Genomic DNA, 20,159 nt, shown 5'->3' on the forward strand with positions numbered 1-20,159 from the left:
AAAAGGGGATGAACAGCAACATGGAAAACTTACAGTCAACGACGACCTTAGCAAACGGCGTTAAAATGCCTTGGTTAGGTTTAGGTGTTTATAAAGTAGAAGATGGTCAAGAAGTTGTAGATTCAGTTAAATATGCAATCAAAGCTGGATATAAAAGCATTGATACGGCTAAAATTTATGAAAATGAAGAAGGCGTGGGACAAGCGATCAAAGAATCAGGTGTTTCTCGCGAAGAACTATTTGTTACATCAAAAGTGTGGAATGCAGATCAAGGATATGACACAACTCTTCAAGCGTTTGAAACAAGCTTAAACAAGCTGGGTCTTGAATATTTAGATTTATACTTAATTCACTGGCCAGTTCAAGGTAAGTATAAAGATACGTGGAAAGCACTTGAAAAGCTTTATAAAGACGGGAAAATTCGTGCAATCGGCGTATCGAATTTCCAAGTTCATCATTTAGAAGACTTAATTGCAGATGCAGAAGTCAAGCCGATGGTAAACCAAATCGAATTTCATCCACTTTTAACACAAACAGAAGTGCGTGAATACTGCAAAAAACAAGGAATCCAAGTGGAAGCATGGTCACCGCTTGCACAAGGTGAGCTGCTTGATAACGAAGTGTTAACTCAAATTGCTGAAAAGCACGGAAAATCAACTGCTCAAGTTATCTTACGTTGGGACTTACAAAACGAAGTAGTAACTATTCCTAAGTCAACAAAAGAACATCGTATTATCCAAAATGCAGACGTATTTGATTTTGAATTAAATGCAGAAGAAGTTGAAAAAATTAACGCATTAAATCAAAATCATCGCGTAGGTCCAGATCCGGATAACTTTGACTTTTAATTTTAAAGCAAGACTAAAACGTCTTGTAAGATAAATAATAAACAAAGCGCTATTGTCATTCATGCAGTAGCGCTTTGTTTATTAAAAAGTAAATGTGACGGTTGAACGAGGAGGAAAAGTAATGAAAATGTCAGGAAACACTCTTTTAATTACGGGCGGAGCATCCGGAATTGGGTTGGCGCTTGCAGAACGTTTTTTAAATGAAGGAAATGAAGTCATTATTTGTGGAAGAAGGGAATCAAAGCTGCAAGAAGCAAAAGAAAGATTCCCTTCATTACATACAAAAGTGTGCGATGTATCAATGGAAGAAAGCAGAGTAGAGCTAGTAAAATGGGTGACTGAAAGGTTCCCAAAATTAAATGTTATTGTGAATAATGCAGGCATTCAGCAGCGCGTAAATCTTTTACATATGGACGAAGAGTGGCAGTATTACGAAAAAGAACTAATGAGTAATGTAAGTGCTCCTATTCATTTAACGTCGTTATTGATTCCTCATTTCGTTCAGCAAGAACGTGCTGCGGTTATTAACGTAACGTCCGGGCTGTCTTTAACACCTGGAGTATGGGTGCCAATCTACAGCGCAACAAAAGCAGCGTTAAGGTCGTTTACGATTAGTTTAAGACATCAATTAGAAGAAACAAATACCGAAGTGATAGAAATTCTTCCTCCAGCCGTGAACACGGATTTAGGAGGACCGGGACTTCATACATTTGGAGCACCGCTTGATGACTTTGCTGATTCGATATTTGAAGAATTGAAAAAAGGTAAAATCGAAATTGGCTATGGAGATAGCGCTAAGAGGCTTCAAGCTTCCAAAGAAGAAATTGAGAAAGCTACAGCACAGGCTTGGAATGGATTTTTGAAAAATAATCCTGAATTTTAAAGGCAGCAAATAAAAAGCTTCCTAAACTCGTCAAGAGTAGAGGGTCATAAAAAGCGTGTGTCCATAAAATAAATGAACACACGCTTTTTGGCATTAACGATCCACAGTTTGTCTAATTCGTTTTTCCATTTTTTCAAGCATGCGGAGGTACTCATCCTGTTCTTCAGGAGTTAGAGCAAAAAGCATGTCTTGCCAAAATAAATTTCGCTGCTCAATTACATAGTTCACTAATGTTTCGCCAGCCTCTGTTAAGGATATCCATACAATCCGGCGGTCTTTTTGGTCACGTACGCGCTTAATGAGTGCATCATCTTCTAATTGATTTAATAAAATGGTAGTAGCCCCGGAGGTTAGCTTTAGATTTGAAGAAATTTCGGCTACCATACGTTTAGAGCTGGCTCCAATGAATTTTAGAATTAAAAATTTCGTAATGGTCAAATTATAGGGTTGCTCACTGATTTTATCTTCCAAGAGCTTTCGCTTGAGTTCAAATAATGAGGTTTTAACTTGGTCAAGTTTTTCTAGTTTATCTATTAACTGCTGATCCATTATAATCACCTTTTCTTTATTATTATAGGTGTTAAACAATTGCTGCTAGTTACCTATTGTGGTTTATGTATATAGGGAGTTTGTTCCAAAAAAAGGAGCTGTTTTTTGTGTATAATCCTATGCTTATATATCTAACTTTAAAGTAAAGTAAAGTACTTGTAAAGAAACCAAAACTTTTAAGTTGTATTTCAGTTAAAGATGTAGTAAAGTATTCAGTCGGGAAAACTTTATGAAACATAAATGTTTAGTTTTAAAAATAAATTAAAATCAAAGTTATTTACAACTAAATATCTTTGTGATAAAGTTATCTAGCGTAATACTTAACTGAATGAAATATTAAGGAGGTAAAATAAATGTCAAGAGGGCGTTTAATTTTAATGAACTTTATCGGAATTATTGTAGTATTAGCTTTAATTATTGGTGGGGGATACTATTATATTCAAAAATCTAATTATGTATCCACAGACAATGCAAAAGTGTCCGGCGACCTTTATACAGTAGTAGCGCCAGCGGCAGGTAAAGTAGCAAGCTGGAACGTTGAAGAAGGTAAAGATGTTTCAAAAGATGATGAGGTAGCTAAAATCCAATCAGAAGATGGAGAAAAAACAGTTACAGTACCAGAAGACGGTAAAATCATCAAAACACAGGTAAAAGAAAATCAAATGGTTCAAGCTGGTCAACAAATTGCTAGCGAAGTAGATATGAATAACTTATTCATCATTGCAAACATTAAAGAAGACAAATTAAAAGATATTGAAGCTGGCGATGACGTTGATGTAACAGTTGACGGAGATACTAAAACAACAATCGATGGAAAAGTAGAAGAAATCGGTTATGCAACAAACTCAATTTTCTCATTAATGCCAAGTTCTAATTCAGACGGCAACTATACGAAAGTATCGCAAACAGTTCCTGTTAAAATCTCTATTTCTAACTACTCTGAAAACGTACTACCAGGTATGAACGCAGAAGTTAAAATCTCTAAAAACTAAGAACGTACATGATTAAGAAGAGAAGAAAGGAGGAAGGAACTGATGTCAGCAAACACGATACAACCAGAGGAAAGCTCAGTTAAAAAGCATATTCCGCTGCTAGTCGTACTTATGCTTGGATTGTTCTTAGCAATTTTAAACCAAACGCTGCTAAATGTTGCGATTCCGCATCTGATTACAGAGTTTGGTGTTACGGCTAATACGGCACAGTGGTTGCTTACAGGATATATGCTTGTAAATGGTGCGCTTATTCCATTATCAGCCTATTTAATTGAACGTTTTGGCGTTCGTCGCTTATTCTTATTTGCAATGGCCTGCTTTACAATAGGGGCACTTATCTGCGGAATTGCGCCGACTTTCTCGCTTATGCTAATCGGACGTCTGGTTCAAGCAGTCGGAGGCGGAGTGTTAGCACCTCTAGTTATGACCATTATCGTATTTATTTTCCCTCCTCATATGCGCGGAAAAGGAATGGGTATCTTTGGTTTAGCCATGATGTTCGCTCCGGCAATTGGACCGACGCTTTCAGGATGGGTTATTCAGAACTATGACTGGCACATTTTATTTACGGGAATGGTGCCACTAGGTGCGATCGTACTTATTATTGCAGCTTTTAAATTAAAAGATATTAAACCACCTCAAAATGTAAAAGTAGATCTAATTTCTGTGTTTACATCTCTTGCAGGTATGGCTTTACTTCTATACGGCTTCAGTGAAGCTGGAAACGATGGCTGGACGGATTCAGTTGTATTGTCAACGATGATTGGCGGTATTGTCTTATTAATCATCTTTGTCGTGCAGCAGCTTCGACTTAAGAGTCCATTACTTGATGTGAGAGTATTTAAATACAGTATTTTCTCATTATCTAATATCATTAGTATTGCCATCACAATTAGCATGTATGCTGGTATGTTCTTATTGCCAATTTACTTGCAAAATATTCGTGGCTATTCAGCATTTGATTCAGGTTTATTAATCTTGCCTGGTGCACTTGTTATGTTAGTTATGTCACCAATTTCTGGTACACTGTTTGATAAATTAGGACCGCGTCCACTAGGGATTGTCGGGATGTTGATTACGGTTGTGACAACATTTGAATTTACAAAATTAACGCTTGAAACACCGTTTAGTCATATTGTTATTATTTATATGATCCGTGCATTCGGTATGTCATTATTGATGATGCCAATTATGACGGCTGGTTTAAATCAGCTGCCGGCAAAATTAAGCAGCCATGGTACATCAATGGCGAACACGCTTCGTCAGGTGAGTGGTTCAATCGGTATCAGTTTAATGACTACAATCTTTACAAATCGCACAACATATCATGTGAATGAAATGAGCAGTTCAATGACTACATCCGATCCATTCTTTATGAATAACTTCCAGGTATTTGTTCAAAAGATTGCTCAAACGCTTCACCTTTCTCAAACAGAGGCGCAAAAACAAGCTTTAACAACATTAGCTGGAAAAGTTCAAGCGCAAGCAACTGTACAAGGAATTAACGACGCGTTTTACTGGACAGTTATTATTGCCATTATTGGATTGATTTTAAGTTTCTTCCTACGTGATGTTCGTAAAGATGCAGTAGTAGAAGTAGAAGAGACAGAAAAAGAAACAACAGACGATATTCGTATGTTACCGGCACCAAAAGATATGAACTCATAAGCAACGGAGGGATAAAGGATGAAAATTTGTATCGTATATGATAGTGAAGGCGGACATACAGAGGCATTAGCAAAAGCGATTGCTTCTGGCGCCGAGCTGTCTGGAGAAGCAACCGTATATGTAAAGCATGTCGAAGATGCAGATGTACGTGAACTGCCTGAAATGGATGCTATTATTTGGGGCTGCCCAGGGCATTTTGGAACAATTAGTTCAGGGTTAAAAACGTGGATCGATAAATTAGGTTATCTATGGGCAGAAGGTAAATTAATTAATAAAGTAGGTGCGGTGTTCTGTACAACAGCTACAACGCATGGTGGCTTAGAAGCGACGCTTTTAAATTTAATTACACCGATGCTTCATCAAGGTATGATTATTGCTGGGTTACCAGGTAACATCCCAGAAAATGCGCTTTACGGTACTTATTACGGTGTTGGAATTACTTGTCCAATCGAAGGTGACGAATTATTAACAGAGAACGACCAAGCGCTAGGTAAAGCATTAGGAGAACGTGTTGTTCAAGTGACTAAACGAATGACACAAGGACAGTAGGTGACGGTATGTTAGGTATTTTACTGATCGTTGTAGCTGTGATTCTGGTTGTACTAATTATTACAATGAATGCCAAAGCATCATCTTCTAAGCGCCAGCGTACAGTTCCACCTAAAAAAGAAGCGGCTGCTTCAAATGCTCCTAAAGAGCCAAAAGTAGAAGAGAAAAAAGTAGAAGAAGAAAAACCTGCAGCACCAAAAGAAGAGCCAAAAGAGCCGCAGGCGAAGACGGAAACAAGAACATCTAGACATAAGAAAGAAAAAGATGTCATGAACGATGATATGTATCGTCAAGTGCTGCAAAAGTTTAGAGAAGGCGAAAAAGACGACACGGTTTTTACAAAAGAGGAACGTGACGTTATGAATGATGACGCTTTTCGTAAAGCTTTAAGATCGTTTAAGAAAAACGATAATGAATGAGTTTCTTCTATTATAATAGTACGGAATAAAATAGATAGAAAATAGGTTATAAGCATTCCGCGAAACCAGCCGCTCTCCCCAGGTTAGGTTTCGCTTGGAGTGCAGCAGGGGGCTGACATGTTAACATCGACTCCCTGATTATAAGAAAGGGGACGTCAAAACATGGAACAGCTCACATTTATTGAAGAGGTCCAGAGAATTTCGATATCCCTTAACAAAAAGGTAATGACAGAGATAAAAGAAAGGTTACTTTCACAAGGGATTACACCTTTTCAATATCATATCTTATTAATTATCGGTAAGTGCAGTCACATTGGGGTAACCAAGCTGGCAGAAGAGATGCGCGTCAAGCCTAGTGCGATTACTCCTGTTATTAATCGTTTAATAGACTTAGAGTTAGTTTCACGCTATCACTCTAAAGAGGATCGCCGTAAAGTAAACATTGAGTTAACAGCTAAAGGTGAACAAGTGATTGAAGAAGCAAATGAAATTGTGCAAAAGATGATTGCTCATTTCTTTTCTTGCTATGAACCGAAAGATCAAGAGCAATTTTTGAAATTATTTAAGAAACTAGACGCTAATATCTAATGAAAGAAAAATCACTTCTTAATGAAGTGATTTTTTTTAATAAAAAGATTGTCAACTTCACTTTTCCATGTTATCATTTGTGTAAACGGTTACATATATGAAGGGAGGGAAATAAGGTGGTAACAATTCGCGATGTAGCAAAAGAAGCAGGCGTGTCCGTTGCGACCGTTTCGCGCGTTTTAAACAGTACAGGATATGTAAAAGAAGACACGCGTGTGCGAGTAATGAATACAATTCAAAAATTAAACTACAGCCCTAACGAGGTAGCCCGTTCGCTTTATACACGTGAATCGCGTTTGATTGGTCTCTTGCTTCCAGACATTACAAACCCTTTTTTCCCTCAGCTTGCACGAGGAATAGAAGATGAAGTACATAGCCATGGATTTCGTTTAATTCTTGGCAATAGTGATGAGCAGTTAGAGAAAGAATTAACCTATCTCCAAACGTTTACGCAAAACCATGTAGTAGGGATGATCACGGCAACAACAAGTCTAGCTCAGAAACTATATGAAGGTCTTACATTTCCCGTTGTGTTTTTAGATAGAAGTTCTGATCAGTATCCATCCGTTTATGCTGATGGTTTTGAAGGTGGAAAACTTGCTGCAGAAGAAATAATTAAAAGAGGAAGTAAAAGAATTACACTTATCAAAGGTCCAGTAAATGTAAAGCCTGCCCAGGAACGTTTTCAAGGCTCTCTGTCTGTTTTGAGTCAGTCTGATGCAGACTTTTACGTATTAAATACAAATTCTCTAGCGTTTGACGATGCGCAGAAATGGGCAAAGGAAATCTTTCAAAAGTACCCGGAAACAGACGGGATTATTGCAAGTAATGACATTGTAGCCGCAGCCGTTTTACATGAGGCGTTTCGATTAGAAAAAAGCGTGCCTGATGATCTGCAAGTAATTGGTTTTGATGATATTCCGCAAAGCCGCTTTTCGTTTCCAGCGCTGTCTACAATTCGTCAGCCTGCTTATGAAATGGGCAAGCAAGCAGCATGTCTGTTAATGAAATGCATTAAGAAAGAACCTTTAATTCAAAAGCAAGTACAACTACCCGTTACGTTTATTGAACGAAATACGACACGAAAGGTTGAGGAACATGGCTAAAGTAACTGTGATTGGAAGTTCATCAATGGATTTAGTAGTAACATCAAATATTCGTCCTGGAGCTGGAGAAACAGTGTTAGGAGAATCATTCAAAACCGTTCCTGGAGGAAAAGGAGCGAACCAAGCTGTTGCAGCAGCCCGTCTTGGAGCTGATGTGAGTATGATTGGGTGTGTGGGTGAAGATCATTACGGAAAAGCAATTCTGGAGAATTTCAAATCAAACGGTGTATCCGTGGAAAATGTGAAACCGGTTACAGATTCAGATAGCGGAACAGCTCACATTATACTCGCTGAAGGAGATAACAGCATTGTAGTTGTCAAAGGAGCAAACGATTATATTACTCCAGACTACGTAGAAAAAGCAAAAGAAAAAATTAAAGAAGCTGATATCGTACTTATTCAGCAAGAGATTCCAGAAGAAACGGTTGAATATGTTGCTCAGCTTTGTCAGGAACTTAAAGTACCGCTTTTGTTAAATCCAGCGCCTGCAAGACCATTAAAAGCAGAAGTGATTGAACAAGTTTCTTACATCACTCCAAATGAACATGAAGCAGAGCTTTTATTTGAAGGAAAAGAAAAAGAAGAAGTATTAAAACAGTATCCAAATAAATTGTTTATTACAGAAGGAAAACAAGGTGTACGCTATTTTAACGGCGAGAAAGAAGTATTGGTTCCTTCTTATCAAGTAGAAACGATTGATACAACAGGAGCAGGAGATACATTTAACGCAGCGCTTGCTGTGGCACTTGCCGAAGGAATGGGTTTTGAAAAAGGAATTCAGTTTGCTAATCGCGCAGCTTCGCTATCCGTCACTAAATTTGGTGCGCAAGGCGGTATGCCGACTCGAAAAGAAGTGGAGGAGAGTCTGTAAATGAAACGTCACGGAATGATTAACAGTCATATTACGAAAATACTAACAGATCTAGGTCATACAGACACTATTGTCATTGCAGATGCAGGGTTACCTGTTCCGAGTGACGTGCCTAAAATTGATTTATCTTTAAAGCTAGGGGTGCCTAGCTTTGAAGATGTAGTAGTAGCTGTGTTAGAAGATATGGCTACAGAAAAAATAGTGATTGCTTCTGAAATGAAAGAAAGAAATCAAAAGGCTTACGAGCTGATGGAGAAGCAAAACATCTTAGTAGAAGAAGTATCGCATGAACAATTAAAAATGCTGACAAGCAAAGCGAAAGTTGTGATTCGTACAGGAGAAGCAACTCCTTATGCAAACTGCATTTTACAAGCGGGAGTTATTTTTTAAAAGAGGTGAAAAGCATGCATATTGCAATGAGAGGGATTCATAAAGCCTTTGGAGCAAACCGTGTACTAAGGGGCGTGGATTTTGAATTACATGAAGGTGAAGTTCACGCACTAATGGGGGAAAATGGAGCGGGGAAATCTACGCTGATGAATATTTTAACCGGCCTTCATAAAAAAGATCAAGGGCAGATTCTGATTGATGGCAAAGAGACGTATTTTCAAAATCCAAAAGAAGCAGAACAAAACGGAATTACCTTTATTCATCAAGAGCTGAACGTTTGGCCTGAAATGACGGTGCTTGAGAACTTATTTATCGGCAAAGAATTAAAAACGCCTTTAGGTTTTTTAAAAACAAAAGAAATGAAAGCGTTAGCAAAGAAGCAGTTTGAAAAATTAGCTGTGACCATTCCTCTTGACCAAGAAGCGGGACTTTGTTCTGTAGGACAGCAGCAAATGATTGAGATAGCCAAAGCGCTGATGACGAATGCAAAAGTCATTATTATGGATGAGCCAACCGCAGCGCTTACTGAAAGAGAAATTCAAAAGTTATTTGACGTAATTAATGCGCTGCGAAAACAAGGTGTATCGATTGTCTATATTTCACATCGTATGGAAGAGATTTTCGCTATTTGTGATTCCATTACGGTCATGCGTGACGGACAGACGGTAGACAAAAAGCCGATTCCAGAAACTAGCTTCGATGATGTTGTTCGCAAAATGGTAGGAAGAGAACTAACAGATCGATTTCCTGCTAGAACTTCTCCTAAAGGAGACGTTGTATTTGAAGCAAAAGGCTTAGAGAGAAAAGGTGTCTTTCAAGACGTTCATTTTTCAGTGCGATCAGGAGAAATTGTTGGCGTTGCGGGGCTAATGGGAGCTGGCAGGACCGAGATTATGCGCGCTATCTTCGGGCTTGATCCGTTAGAAAAAGGCGAAATTATCTTAAATGGAAAGCGTGTCAACATCACAAAGCCCGATCAAGCCATCAAATTGGGTCTCGGCTTTATTACAGAAGACCGTAAGACAGAAGGGCTCGTCCTGGATTTTTCTATTCGAGAAAATATTGCGCTTCCAAGTCTATTCAGCTTTTCGCCAAAAGGATTTATTGAACAAAAAAGCGAGCAGCAATTTGTAGATTTACTTATTAAACGTTTAACGATCAAAACCGAGTCGTCTGAGACGAGTGCGGGTAACTTATCGGGAGGAAATCAGCAAAAAGTAGTTATTGCCAAGTGGATTGGCATTGGACCAAAAGTGCTGATTTTAGATGAACCAACTCGAGGAGTTGACGTCGGGGCAAAACGTGAAATTTATCAGCTTATGAATGAACTGACAGACAGAGGCGTGGCCATTATTATGGTGTCTTCAGAGCTTCCCGAGGTACTCGGCATGAGCGATCGCATTCTTGTTGTGCATGAAGGAAAAATAACGGGTGAACTGACAAGTGAAGAAGCAACTCAAGAAAAAATTATGACATTTGCAACAGGGGGTCAGTAAAATGAAAGCAAACACAGCGATAAAAGAAAATCGCGTTGATAACGTGATGCAAAAGCTAGGTCCGTTACTAGGTCTATTTATTCTTATTGTCATTGTATCAATTTTAAATCCAAGCTTTTTAGAACCTTTAAATATTTTAAACTTGCTGCGTCAAGTAGCCATTAATGCTTTAATTGCATTCGGTATGACGTTTGTCATTTTAACGGGCGGAATTGATTTATCGGTTGGCTCTATACTTGCTCTGTCAAGTGCGTTAATGGCTGGTATGATAGTGTCAGGCGTAGATCCTATTTTCGCTATTTTAATAGGATGTGTGTTAGGAGCTGTAATGGGTATGATTAACGGCTTGCTTATTACAAAAGGAAAAATGGCGCCGTTTATTGCGACGCTAGCGACGATGACAATTTTTAGAGGGTTAACGCTTGTTTATACAGATGGAAATCCGATTACGGGCTTAGGCGAAAACTATTACTTCCAGTTATTTGGTCGCGGCTATTTTCTAGGTATTCCTGTTCCGGCGATTACGATGATACTAGCATTTGCTGTCCTATGGGTGATTTTGCATAAAACGCCGTTTGGCCGCAGAACATATGCAATCGGGGGAAATGAAAAAGCAGCATTTATTTCAGGAATTAAAGTACCAAAAGTTAAGGTTATGATCTACTCACTAGCAGGATTATTGGCAGCGTTATCAGGAGCGATTTTGACTTCTCGTTTGAACTCTGCTCAGCCAACGGCAGGTACGTCTTACGAGTTAGATGCTATCGCTGCAGTAGTACTGGGTGGAACAAGCCTTTCTGGAGGACGTGGACGCATTGTTGGAACGTTAATTGGTGCGCTGATTATCGGAACGTTAAACAACGGTTTGAACTTACTCGGCGTTTCGTCATTTTACCAAATGGTCGTAAAAGGAATTGTTATTTTAATCGCGGTATTAATTGATCGCAAAAAGTCAGCTTAGGAGGGAAAAACATGAAGAAAATTTGGCTCGTGCTATTATCATTTTCATTATTACTGTTAGGGGCTTGTTCACTTCAGCCTCCTGAGTGGGCGAAACCATCTGAAAGTAAAAATTTAAAAGATATTAAAATTGGTTTATCCGTTTCTACATTAAACAATCCGTTCTTTGTTTCGCTAAAAGAAGGGGTACAAAAAGAAGCAAAAAAACTGGGCATGGAAGTAGTTGTAGTAGATGCTCAAAATGATTCAGCCAAACAAATTAACGATGTAGAAGATTTAATGCAGCAAGGTGTTAACATTCTGCTTATTAACCCAACGGATTCAGCTGCTATTTCAACAGCTGTACAATCGGCTAATAATGTAGGCATTCCAGTTATTACGCTAGATCGTTCAGCAGAAAAAGGAAAAGTAGAAACACTGGTAGCTTCAGATAATGTAAAAGGTGGTCAAATGGCTGCTGATTACATTGTGAAAAAAGTAGGGGAAAAAGCTCAAGTAGCAGAACTTGAAGGCGTGCCGGGAGCTTCAGCAACTCGTGAACGAGGAAAAGGGTTCCACAACGTTGCAGATCAAAAGCTAGATATTACGGCTAAACAGTCGGCTGATTTTGACCGTACAAAAGGCTTAAACGTTATGGAGAATGTTCTTCAAGGAAATCCTGGTATCAAAGCCGTATTTGCTCATAATGATGAAATGGCATTAGGAGCTATTCAAGCGATTAACAGCTCAGGAAAAGATGTGCTAGTAGTAGGGTTTGATGGAAACGACGATGCAATTAAAGCGGTAAAAGAAGGGAAGCTAGGAGCAACTGTAGCCCAGCAGCCTGTTTTAATTGGTAAACTTGCTGTAAAGTCTGCTAAAAATGTTCTTCAAGGCAAAAAGGTAGATAAGCAAATTCCAGTGCCTTTAAAACTAGTAACCTCTGACAAATAATAGTTTTATACGTGTGTAGAAAAAAGACGCTCATTTGATTTATGGGCGTCTTTTTATGTATATAAAGTGTAAAAAAGAAGTGAAAAAGTCACAACTTTATAAATAGTGTAGGAATTATGTAGGTGGAATTTATGTAATAAAAAGTAAAAAACACCGAAAAAAGACGGTAAAACACATAATTTTCTGTGAAAAATTTGTAATATACCTGTAATAATAAGCGTTTATTTCTATTTTCAAAGAGCAATTTTGCCCTGTTTATGACAAAAATATATCTTTTTTAATAAACAGTAAACCTCTCTATCAAGGGATTCTGGGGATGAATTCCCAGAAAGAGATTCTTGGTTATACAGATTATGGGAAACTTTTAACTGTATTGTAACATAAACAGATAGTTTTTTATGGTATAACTATGTCTATGAGGAAAGGGGACTATTACTTTATGAAAATTTTTAAGCGTATGACTCTTGCAGCAGTCACAGGAATTTTCTTCATGACCGGCATCACAGAGACTCACGCCCAATCGAATGAAGAAGCGCTCCAGAGTACTGAAAATAAAATTAAAGAAACAGAAAAGGCTGTTCAACAAAAAGAGAAAGAGAAACAGTCTATCAATTCAGATGTTCAAAACATTCAATCACAATTAAATTCATTACATACAGTAATCTCTAGCAATAAAAAAGAGTTAGCATCGACTGAAAAGCAGATTTCAGAAGCGAACAAAATGATTGAGAAAAAGAAAAAAGAAATCGTTTTGCTTCAGGAAAAAGTGTTAAGTCGTAAAGATATTATTGAAAATCGATTAGTTGCTTTACAGCAAGACGATAAAACAAGCGTTGTTATTGATACATTAATGAATGCTGATAACTTTGGAGATTTTGTTGCACGTATGGGTGCTGTCACAACTTTATTGTCAGCAGATAATGATATTTTAAAGCAGCATCAAAATGATTTAGATCAAATTGAAAAAGATAAAAAAGAAATTGATAAGCAAGAAAAAGTATTAGAAGCAGCAAAAGGTAGCTTAGCGGCTAAACAAGCTGAATTAGATAAAAACGTTGCCAAACAAACAGCAACGTTAACAACTATGCAAGAAAAATACAGCACGGTCGTAAATGAAATCGATGCAGCTTCTTCAGAAAAAGCAAACCTTCAGTCTGAATTAACAGGCATTCAAGATAAGATTGCAAAAGAAAAAGAAGCAGCTCAAAAGCAAGCTGAGCAAGTGGCAAAACAGCAGGCAGCTGAAAAGGCTGAGGCTGATGCAGAAGCAAAGCGTCAAGCTGAACTGGCAACAGCTAAAAAAGAAGTAAAAACAGAGCCAAAACAAGAAGTAAAAACAGCTGCGGCTACAGAGAAGAAAGCATCCGTTTCTTCAGAAGCAAAAGAAACGAAAAAAGAAGAAAGCACACAAAAGCATTCTGGAAAAGAAATGTATGTAGAAGCAACAGCTTATACAGCTAATTGTGCAGGCTGTAGCGGAGTAACAGCCACTGGACAAAATGTAAGTTCAGGCACTCATAAAATTATTGCGGTAGATCCATCCGTTATTCCATTAGGTTCGAAAGTATATGTAGAAGGATACGGAGTGGCAACAGCAGGTGATACGGGCGGTGCGATTAAAGGATATCGAATTGACGTATTAGTACCTTCCGAGTCAGCTGCAAAAGCATTTGGACGTCGTACAGTGAAAATTACGGTGTTAAATTAAAGAAATAGACTGGAACAAAAATATTTTAGTTGCAGGAAAATCCGAACGATGAATCGTTCGGATTTTTTCATTGTTGTAGTGAACGTAGGTTTCATCTAGTTAGTTGCTTCTAGCTGTTGATTGGAGAGGAAGGTGAAGACTCCCGAGGGAAAAGAGGAAGTGATGAGACCCCGCAGGAGTGTACGCGACGAGGATGCTCATCGGTCGCCCGCGGAAAGCGAAGCCTTGCATGGAAATCAACAGTGGTGTCACAAGTGATCTATACCAGCTCATTACTTCCATTTGTTCGTCTTCGGATTAGGTGGATGGAGTTATGTCTCAATCACTTTTTTGCATGTTTGGTGAGCAAGTTGCTAGCTAATCTATACTCTTTTCGTTACTATACAATAAAGTAAATGGAAGAAAAGGAGTGGGTAAAATGAAGATAGTCGATCCAGCGGTACAAAGTGCAAAAGACAATTATCATTTGTTAACAGGTGTCGTCATTCCCCGGCCGATTGCATTTGTTACAAGTCAAAACGATGACGGTGTAGTGAATGCCGCGCCGTTTAGTTTCTTTAATGTAGTTGCGGCAGAGCCTCCGCTGATTGCTGTTTCGGTTTCGAGAAGTGAAGGTCAAATGACGAAAGATACGGCCAAAAATATTAGTGCATCTAAAGAATTTGTAGTTCATCTTGTAGACGAAAACTTAGTGGAACAGGTGAATCAAGCGGCATCTTCTTATCCTTCTTCCGTCAGTGAAGTCGAAGAAACAGGATTAACACTAGCACCGAGCAAAAAAGTGCAGGTTCCTGGAATTCAAGAAGCCAGCATTCGGATGGAATGTAAGCTTCACCAAATTGTTCCATTAGGAACGGATGAGGCATACAGCTCAGATTTGTTTATCGGTGAAGTTGTGATGTTTCATATTAGTGAAAAAGTGATAGAAAACGATCGCGTTTCTGCAGAACGTGTGAAGCCAGTCAGCCGACTTGCGGGTTCTAACTATAGTAAATTGGGGCAATTATTTTCCTTAGAACGTCCCAAATAAGCAAGAAAGTGTTACTTATGTAGCAAAAAAATAGTATACATTGGATTTTTTTAAATAAGCGATTGTGTTCTGTTTCAACAACGACAGTACATTCGCTTTTTTTCATGAACGAAAAAGTTAATAGAAACCATAATAACAAAATCAATTTAGAAAAAGGCAAAAATGTAAGGTTTTTGCCTTTTATATTTACCATTGAGGAAAAGGGTATTCATTCATATAATTTAGATTAAGTAAATTGTATACGCTTTCAATATACAGAATTATTTTTCAATAACTCTCTCGAGAAAGAATCATGAGCGTTTACAAAAAAACTTGCCACGCTAGGAGACGAGATTATAGGAGGGGTATTCATTGAAACGTTGGTTTAGTTTAATCAGTTTTGCACTCATTTTAACCCTAGTACTTGCAGGATGCGGAGGAAAGTCCGCTAATGAAACAAGTGGTAGCGGTGGAAAAGAAGTTGTTGCATGGGCTTGGAATATTAACGTACCGGTATTAAAGAAAGCAGCAGCAGAATACCAAAAAGAGAATCCAGGGTTTAAATTAAAAGTAGTGGATATGGGACGTGAAGACGTTTATTCAAAATTAACAACAGGATTGCAAGCTGGCGGAAAAGGCCTTCCTGATATTGTATTAGTAGAAGACGATCGTTTCCAAGGATACTTGGATGCATTTCCAAAAGCATTTTTAAACCTATCTAAAAAAGGATTTGATAAGCAAGAAGATAAGTTTCCAGAGTTTAAGAAAGCTCTTTTATCAAAGGATGGGGACATGTACGGCTTCCCGTTTGATGCAGGTCCAACAGGCGTTTTCTACCGCACAGATTACTTTGAAAAAGCAGGCGTAGATCCAAACAGTATCAAAACATGGGATGATTACATTGCGGCTGGTAAGAAAATTAAAGAAAAAGTTGGCGTTGATTTACTAGGTTTAGATTTTAATAATGACGATGGCTTATTCCGAATGGCGCTGACGCAGCAAGGTACGTTCTATTTTAATAACAAAGGAAAGTTGAATTTAACTTCTAAAGAAGCGAAAAAAGCAATGGAGTTAAATAAGAAGTTAAAAGAAGCAGGCATTGTTAAAAATACAGTGGGCTGGGATGCTTCAATCAGTGCTTTAGCAGAAGGTAAAGTAGCAAGTTCACCATCTGGTGCTTGGCTATCCGGTTCTATTACGCAGCAGGCTCCGGATTTAAAAGGAAAATGGGGAGTGTTTTTATTACCTTCGTTTGAAGAAGGAGGCAACCGTGCTTCTAACTTAGGCGGAAGCAACTATGTGATTTCAGCAACTAGTCAAAAAGCAGATGAAGCGTACAAATTTATGGAGTATTTCTCAACAACGGATAAAGTTCAAGAAGAAGCGATGAAGGGCGGATTATTCCCGTCATTAAATACCGTATATTCTTCAAAATTATTCACTGCACAAGATGAGTACTTTAACAATCAAACGATTTGGAAAACATTCGCAGATGAAATGAAAGATATTAAGCCGGTTAACTTTACGGGCAATTACTCAGTTGCAAACAGTGAAGCAGTCAAAGCTGTGTCAGAAGTAACAAATGGTAAGGGCGTTACAGACTCGCTTGAAGCAGCTCAAAAACGCTTAGAAAACCGAATTCAAAAATAATCAAGAAGCATAGAAGGTGATTTCTAGAAAATTGCCTTCTATCTCTTCTTCTTGCGGTACTAGGAGGTCATCATGAAGACAAATAAATCGTTGCCTTACTTATTTATTGCTCCAGCACTTTTGCTGTTCGCGCTGTTTACAATCTACCCTATTTTTTCATCGTTTGTTTTAAGCTTTCAGAGTATGGAAGGCGGAAAGTATGTATTTACCGGGTTATCAAACTATACACGTTTGCTCGGAGATGATATTTTCTGGAAAGCGCTTGGAAATACGGGTATTATTTTAATCGTTCAAGTACCCGTTATGATTTTATTAGCGCTTGTACTAGCTAACGCTTTAAACAGTCAGCTTTTAAGACTAAAAGGTTTTTTCCGAGTTTCTTTTTTCTTGCCGGCGGTAACGTCACTAGTTGCCTACTCTATTTTGTTTTCAATAATTCTTCAAGATGAAGGAATTATGAATACTATTTTAGGATTTTTCGGTATTGATGCCATTCAGTGGCTGGGAGATCCATTTTGGGCTAAAGTCTCAATCATCGTTGCGATGACTTGGAGATGGACAGGTTATAACATGGTTATTTTTCTAGCAGCTCTTCAAAGTTTATCTCATGAAGTTTACGAAGCAGCTGATTTAGATGGAGCAAATCGTATTCAAAAGTTTTTCCACGTAACGGTTCCACAATTAAAACCCGTTATCTTGTTCGCTACTATTTTATCGACAATTGGCACGCTTCAATTGTTTGACGAACCTTTTAATTTAACAAAAGGCGGCCCTGCTGATTCAACGATGACGCTAGGCTTATATATTTATCAAAATGGCTTTAAATACTTTGATTTTGGATATGCGTCAGCCATTGCGTACGTTGTTGTATTATTAGTTGGTATTTTAACGTTCTTCCAATTTAAATTTACGGGTGATAAATCATGAGTGTATTAGAGAGAGTAGAAGCAACCGCAGTAGCTACCGTGCCTAAGGTTAAAAAGAAAAGTAACATTATGCGCAAAATAGGATTATACAGCATGCTTGGGCTGTTCACGATTATTTCTATTTTTCCTTTTTACTGGATGATTATCGGCGCTACGAATGAATCAGGAAAAATGTTTACAAACCCTCCAACGCTGAAGCCTGGCGATCAATTTATGACAAATCTACAAAATTTAAATGCTTCAATTGATTTAGGGCGCGTCTTTTTTAACTCAGTATTTGTTTCAGTCGTGTATGTTATTGTAGCTTTAATGGTCTGCTCCACAGCTGCATATGCGCTATCTAAATTTGAATTCAAAGGCCGAAACGCAATTTTCACTACGCTTTTATTGTCTATGATGATTCCATATCAAGCAACGCTCATTCCGCTTTTTCAGCTGATGTCGAATTTTAATTTGCTTGATACGTATTTTGCACTTATTGTTCCGCAGCTGTGCTTTCCGTTTGCTATCTTTTTATTACGTCAGAACTTTTTAGCTTTTCCAACAGAACTTATTGAAGCAGCTCGTTTGGACGGAGCTGGAGAGATGAGAATCTTTTTAACTATTGTGCTTCCTTCTATGAAGCCTGCTATGGCTGCAGCAGCTATTTTCTTATTTATGACACAGTGGAATAACTTTATGTGGCCTCTAGTTGCGACTACATCTAACGAAATGGCTACATTGCCAGTTGCTCTTTCAAGCTTAATTGGCTTATCGATTATTGATTACGGTCAAGTAATGATGGGGGTAACGATTGCAACCATTCCAATCATTGTATTCTTCCTGGCACTTCAGCGTCATTTTATTTCAGGAATGCTTGGAAGTGCAGTAAAATAAAAGCAGAAGCTCCTACTATAGGAGCTTTCTCAATGAACAGGGGGAGAGAAGATGGGAGAAATACCTGTAGGAGTTCAGCTTTATACGCTGCGTGAAGAAACGAAAAAAGATTTTAAAGAAACTCTTCAAAAAGTAGCTGCATTAGGATATCAAGGAGTAGAATTTGCAGGGTATGAAGGACATACAGCGCAAGAAGTAAAAGCATGGTTAACGGATTTACAGCTGAAGCCAGCTTCTAGTCATGTGCCGCTTGAACAATTAGAATCTAATTTAGCGCAAGTGCTTCACTTTGAACAGCAAGTTGGCAATTCACATATTGTTTGTCCTTATTTAATGCCTGAACGTCAAACGGAAAAAGGGTATTACGAACTTATTGATTCTTTAAATGATATTGATACGTATTGTAAAAAAGAAGGCATGTCGTTTAGCTATCATCATCATGATTTTGAGCTGAAGAAATTGTCAACTGGAAAGTCAGCTCTCCAAACAATCTTAGAAGAAACTGAGGTAAACGTAGAGCTGGACATTTATTGGCTGACTAAAGCAGGCGAAGATCCAGTGGAATGGATGAAGCATTATCAAAATCGGACGCCTTTCATCCATTTAAAAGATATGACAACAGACGGCGAGCAATTTTTTGCTCCTCTTGGTACCGGAGGAGTAGATGTGAAGGCTGTAATGCAAGAAGGACATAGAGCAGGCGTAAAATGGTGGATCGTTGAACAAGATCAATGCAAAGAAAGTCCTCTTAGCAGTATTAAAAAAAGCTTAGCATATATCAAATAAAAAACGAACAGACAGCGTCTGTTCGTTTTTTTATTGATAAGCTGGAGTCCACTCAATTTCTCCGCACTTATTCGTATAATCAATATTTACCTCAAAGTTATGTTTTTCATAAAAATGAATTAATCTTTCGAGATGATCCCAATCGCGCTCAGCGATATCGCCTTTAATGACATGAACATTTTGATCAACCGCTACTTCTTTTAAATAATTCATACATACAGAGCCATATCCCTTATTAGCGGGCCCTTTAATGTCACCAATAAAAATCGTGTGATTATCTTCATATACGCCATCGATGGCAAAATCCCAAGCCCCTCTATAGGCTTTTGTACATTCATTTAGCATAATTTTACATGCGTTTCCGTCATTTTGTGCCGATACAATAACTAACTGATTATCTTCAGGCTGATCGACACCAATAACTTCATACTTTTTAGCAATTTCTTTTAAATTATCCTGCATGCGAAATAGCTGAAACTCTAAATCATCAAGTGTTTCTTTTAGTTCTTCTGCATTCTGGTTTTTTTCTGTAAGCTGAGTAAACATTTTATACTCCTTTCCGTCTGTTTTCGGTCTAAGTGCGCCTATGACAAAGAGGACACGGTGTATAAAGCGAAACTTTATTTAGCAAAGTATCTACCTTAGTAAAAATATAAAAAGGAAAGAACCTGATTTGATTGATTATTCATCAAAACGGCTGCTTTCCTTAACATTCACTTTTAAATTTTTCACAACGTGTATAAGGGTAACAAAGACTCATTAATTTTGTCAATAAGGTTGTAAGTCTATTTATAAAGAAGATAACAGGACATTTTGCTTATTGGGAAGAAAAAATAATGAGTGAAAAAAGAATCATTTTAAAGTAAAATCATTGGAGGAAAAGTATGGTTAAAAAGGAATTGCTTTTCATTTTAAAAAAACATACTTAAAATAAAAGTAAGAAAATATTTCA

Annotated in this window: 21 protein-coding genes; 19 read left to right on the plus strand and 2 right to left on the minus strand. The window is 37.9% G+C overall.

Features of this window, described 5'->3' with window-relative positions; translation table 11 throughout:
- Positions 1 to 20 precede the first annotated feature (20 nt).
- Together MKY06_RS04700 and MKY06_RS04705 are read left to right on the plus strand one after the other, a co-directional pair.
- Complete coding sequence (locus MKY06_RS04700; RefSeq protein ID WP_013055620.1) at positions 21 to 848, plus strand: aldo/keto reductase; 828 nt, start codon at positions 21 to 23, stop codon at positions 846 to 848.
- 121 nt (positions 849 to 969) lie between these two features.
- Positions 970 to 1,731: an SDR family oxidoreductase gene (locus tag MKY06_RS04705; RefSeq protein WP_098476326.1), complete on the plus strand. Its 762-nt coding sequence runs from the start codon at positions 970 to 972 to the stop codon at positions 1,729 to 1,731.
- A gap of 93 nt (positions 1,732 to 1,824) precedes the next feature.
- Here MKY06_RS04705 and MKY06_RS04710 read toward each other — a convergent pair whose 3' ends face one another.
- Positions 1,825 to 2,280, minus strand: a complete 456-nt coding sequence (locus tag MKY06_RS04710) for a MarR family winged helix-turn-helix transcriptional regulator (protein ID WP_013055623.1) — start codon at positions 2,278 to 2,280, stop codon at positions 1,825 to 1,827.
- A gap of 353 nt (positions 2,281 to 2,633) precedes the next feature.
- Between MKY06_RS04710 and MKY06_RS04715 the strand changes: the two genes are divergently transcribed.
- The 17 genes from MKY06_RS04715 to MKY06_RS04795 all read left to right on the plus strand — a co-directional run bounded on the left by MKY06_RS04715 (position 2,634) and on the right by MKY06_RS04795 (position 19,207).
- Entirely contained in the window at positions 2,634 to 3,272 is a 639-nt protein-coding gene (locus MKY06_RS04715; protein WP_013055624.1) for an HlyD family efflux transporter periplasmic adaptor subunit, read from the plus strand.
- Between the two features lie 42 nt (positions 3,273 to 3,314).
- Positions 3,315 to 4,940 (plus strand): DHA2 family efflux MFS transporter permease subunit, encoded by a 1,626-nt coding sequence (locus MKY06_RS04720; protein WP_098278263.1) that lies wholly within the window; start codon positions 3,315 to 3,317, stop codon positions 4,938 to 4,940.
- A gap of 18 nt (positions 4,941 to 4,958) precedes the next feature.
- Positions 4,959 to 5,489, plus strand: coding sequence for an NAD(P)H-dependent oxidoreductase (locus tag MKY06_RS04725; RefSeq protein ID WP_013055626.1), 531 nt, complete (start codon positions 4,959 to 4,961; stop codon positions 5,487 to 5,489).
- Between the two features lie 8 nt (positions 5,490 to 5,497).
- Positions 5,498 to 5,908, plus strand: a complete 411-nt coding sequence (locus tag MKY06_RS04730; RefSeq protein ID WP_340960289.1) for a hypothetical protein — start codon at positions 5,498 to 5,500, stop codon at positions 5,906 to 5,908.
- Between the two features lie 162 nt (positions 5,909 to 6,070).
- Positions 6,071 to 6,496, plus strand: coding sequence for a MarR family winged helix-turn-helix transcriptional regulator (locus tag MKY06_RS04735; RefSeq protein ID WP_013055628.1), 426 nt, complete (start codon positions 6,071 to 6,073; stop codon positions 6,494 to 6,496).
- A gap of 116 nt (positions 6,497 to 6,612) precedes the next feature.
- Positions 6,613 to 7,602, plus strand: coding sequence for a LacI family DNA-binding transcriptional regulator (locus MKY06_RS04740; protein WP_029324875.1), 990 nt, complete (start codon positions 6,613 to 6,615; stop codon positions 7,600 to 7,602).
- Entirely contained in the window at positions 7,595 to 8,473 is an 879-nt protein-coding gene (rbsK, locus tag MKY06_RS04745; protein WP_029324876.1) for a ribokinase, read from the plus strand. The genes MKY06_RS04740 and rbsK overlap by 8 nt, the downstream gene beginning before the upstream one ends.
- On the plus strand, positions 8,474 to 8,863 hold the full coding sequence (gene rbsD / locus MKY06_RS04750) for a D-ribose pyranase (protein WP_013055631.1): 390 nt from the start codon (positions 8,474 to 8,476) through the stop codon (positions 8,861 to 8,863).
- Positions 8,864 to 8,877: 14 nt separating this feature from the next.
- The gene (locus MKY06_RS04755; protein WP_013055632.1) at positions 8,878 to 10,359 is read left to right on the plus strand and encodes a sugar ABC transporter ATP-binding protein; all 1,482 of its coding nucleotides are present in this window, start codon (positions 8,878 to 8,880) and stop codon (positions 10,357 to 10,359) included.
- 1 nt (position 10,360) lies between these two features.
- The gene (gene rbsC / locus MKY06_RS04760; RefSeq protein ID WP_098278264.1) at positions 10,361 to 11,320 is read left to right on the plus strand and encodes a ribose ABC transporter permease RbsC; all 960 of its coding nucleotides are present in this window, start codon (positions 10,361 to 10,363) and stop codon (positions 11,318 to 11,320) included.
- An 11-nt stretch (positions 11,321 to 11,331) separates the two neighbouring features.
- A complete protein-coding gene (rbsB, locus tag MKY06_RS04765; RefSeq protein ID WP_013055634.1) occupies positions 11,332 to 12,252 on the plus strand; it encodes a ribose ABC transporter substrate-binding protein RbsB in 921 nt (306 codons plus the stop codon).
- Positions 12,253 to 12,691: 439 nt separating this feature from the next.
- Positions 12,692 to 13,960, plus strand: a complete 1,269-nt coding sequence (locus tag MKY06_RS04770) for a 3D domain-containing protein (RefSeq protein WP_013055635.1) — start codon at positions 12,692 to 12,694, stop codon at positions 13,958 to 13,960.
- Between the two features lie 418 nt (positions 13,961 to 14,378).
- Entirely contained in the window at positions 14,379 to 14,990 is a 612-nt protein-coding gene (locus tag MKY06_RS04775) for a flavin reductase family protein (protein ID WP_025749707.1), read from the plus strand.
- 351 nt (positions 14,991 to 15,341) lie between these two features.
- Positions 15,342 to 16,619 carry an ABC transporter substrate-binding protein gene (locus MKY06_RS04780; protein ID WP_013055638.1) on the plus strand — a complete coding sequence of 426 codons (1,278 nt, stop codon included), beginning with the start codon at positions 15,342 to 15,344 and terminating at the stop codon, positions 16,617 to 16,619.
- A gap of 72 nt (positions 16,620 to 16,691) precedes the next feature.
- Complete coding sequence (locus tag MKY06_RS04785; protein ID WP_013055639.1) at positions 16,692 to 17,546, plus strand: carbohydrate ABC transporter permease; 855 nt, start codon at positions 16,692 to 16,694, stop codon at positions 17,544 to 17,546.
- Between the two features lie 68 nt (positions 17,547 to 17,614).
- Complete coding sequence (locus MKY06_RS04790; protein WP_013055640.1) at positions 17,615 to 18,421, plus strand: carbohydrate ABC transporter permease; 807 nt, start codon at positions 17,615 to 17,617, stop codon at positions 18,419 to 18,421.
- Between the two features lie 51 nt (positions 18,422 to 18,472).
- On the plus strand, positions 18,473 to 19,207 hold the full coding sequence (locus MKY06_RS04795; protein ID WP_029324878.1) for a sugar phosphate isomerase/epimerase family protein: 735 nt from the start codon (positions 18,473 to 18,475) through the stop codon (positions 19,205 to 19,207).
- A gap of 30 nt (positions 19,208 to 19,237) precedes the next feature.
- Here the strand turns inward: MKY06_RS04795 and MKY06_RS04800 are convergent, their stop codons facing one another.
- A complete protein-coding gene (locus MKY06_RS04800; RefSeq protein ID WP_013055642.1) occupies positions 19,238 to 19,753 on the minus strand; it encodes an N-acetyltransferase in 516 nt (171 codons plus the stop codon).
- Positions 19,754 to 20,159 lie beyond the last annotated feature (406 nt).

It is taken from the genome of Priestia sp. FSL P4-0332, from assembly GCF_038005845.1.
Taxonomy (GTDB): domain Bacteria; phylum Bacillota; class Bacilli; order Bacillales; family Bacillaceae_H; genus Priestia.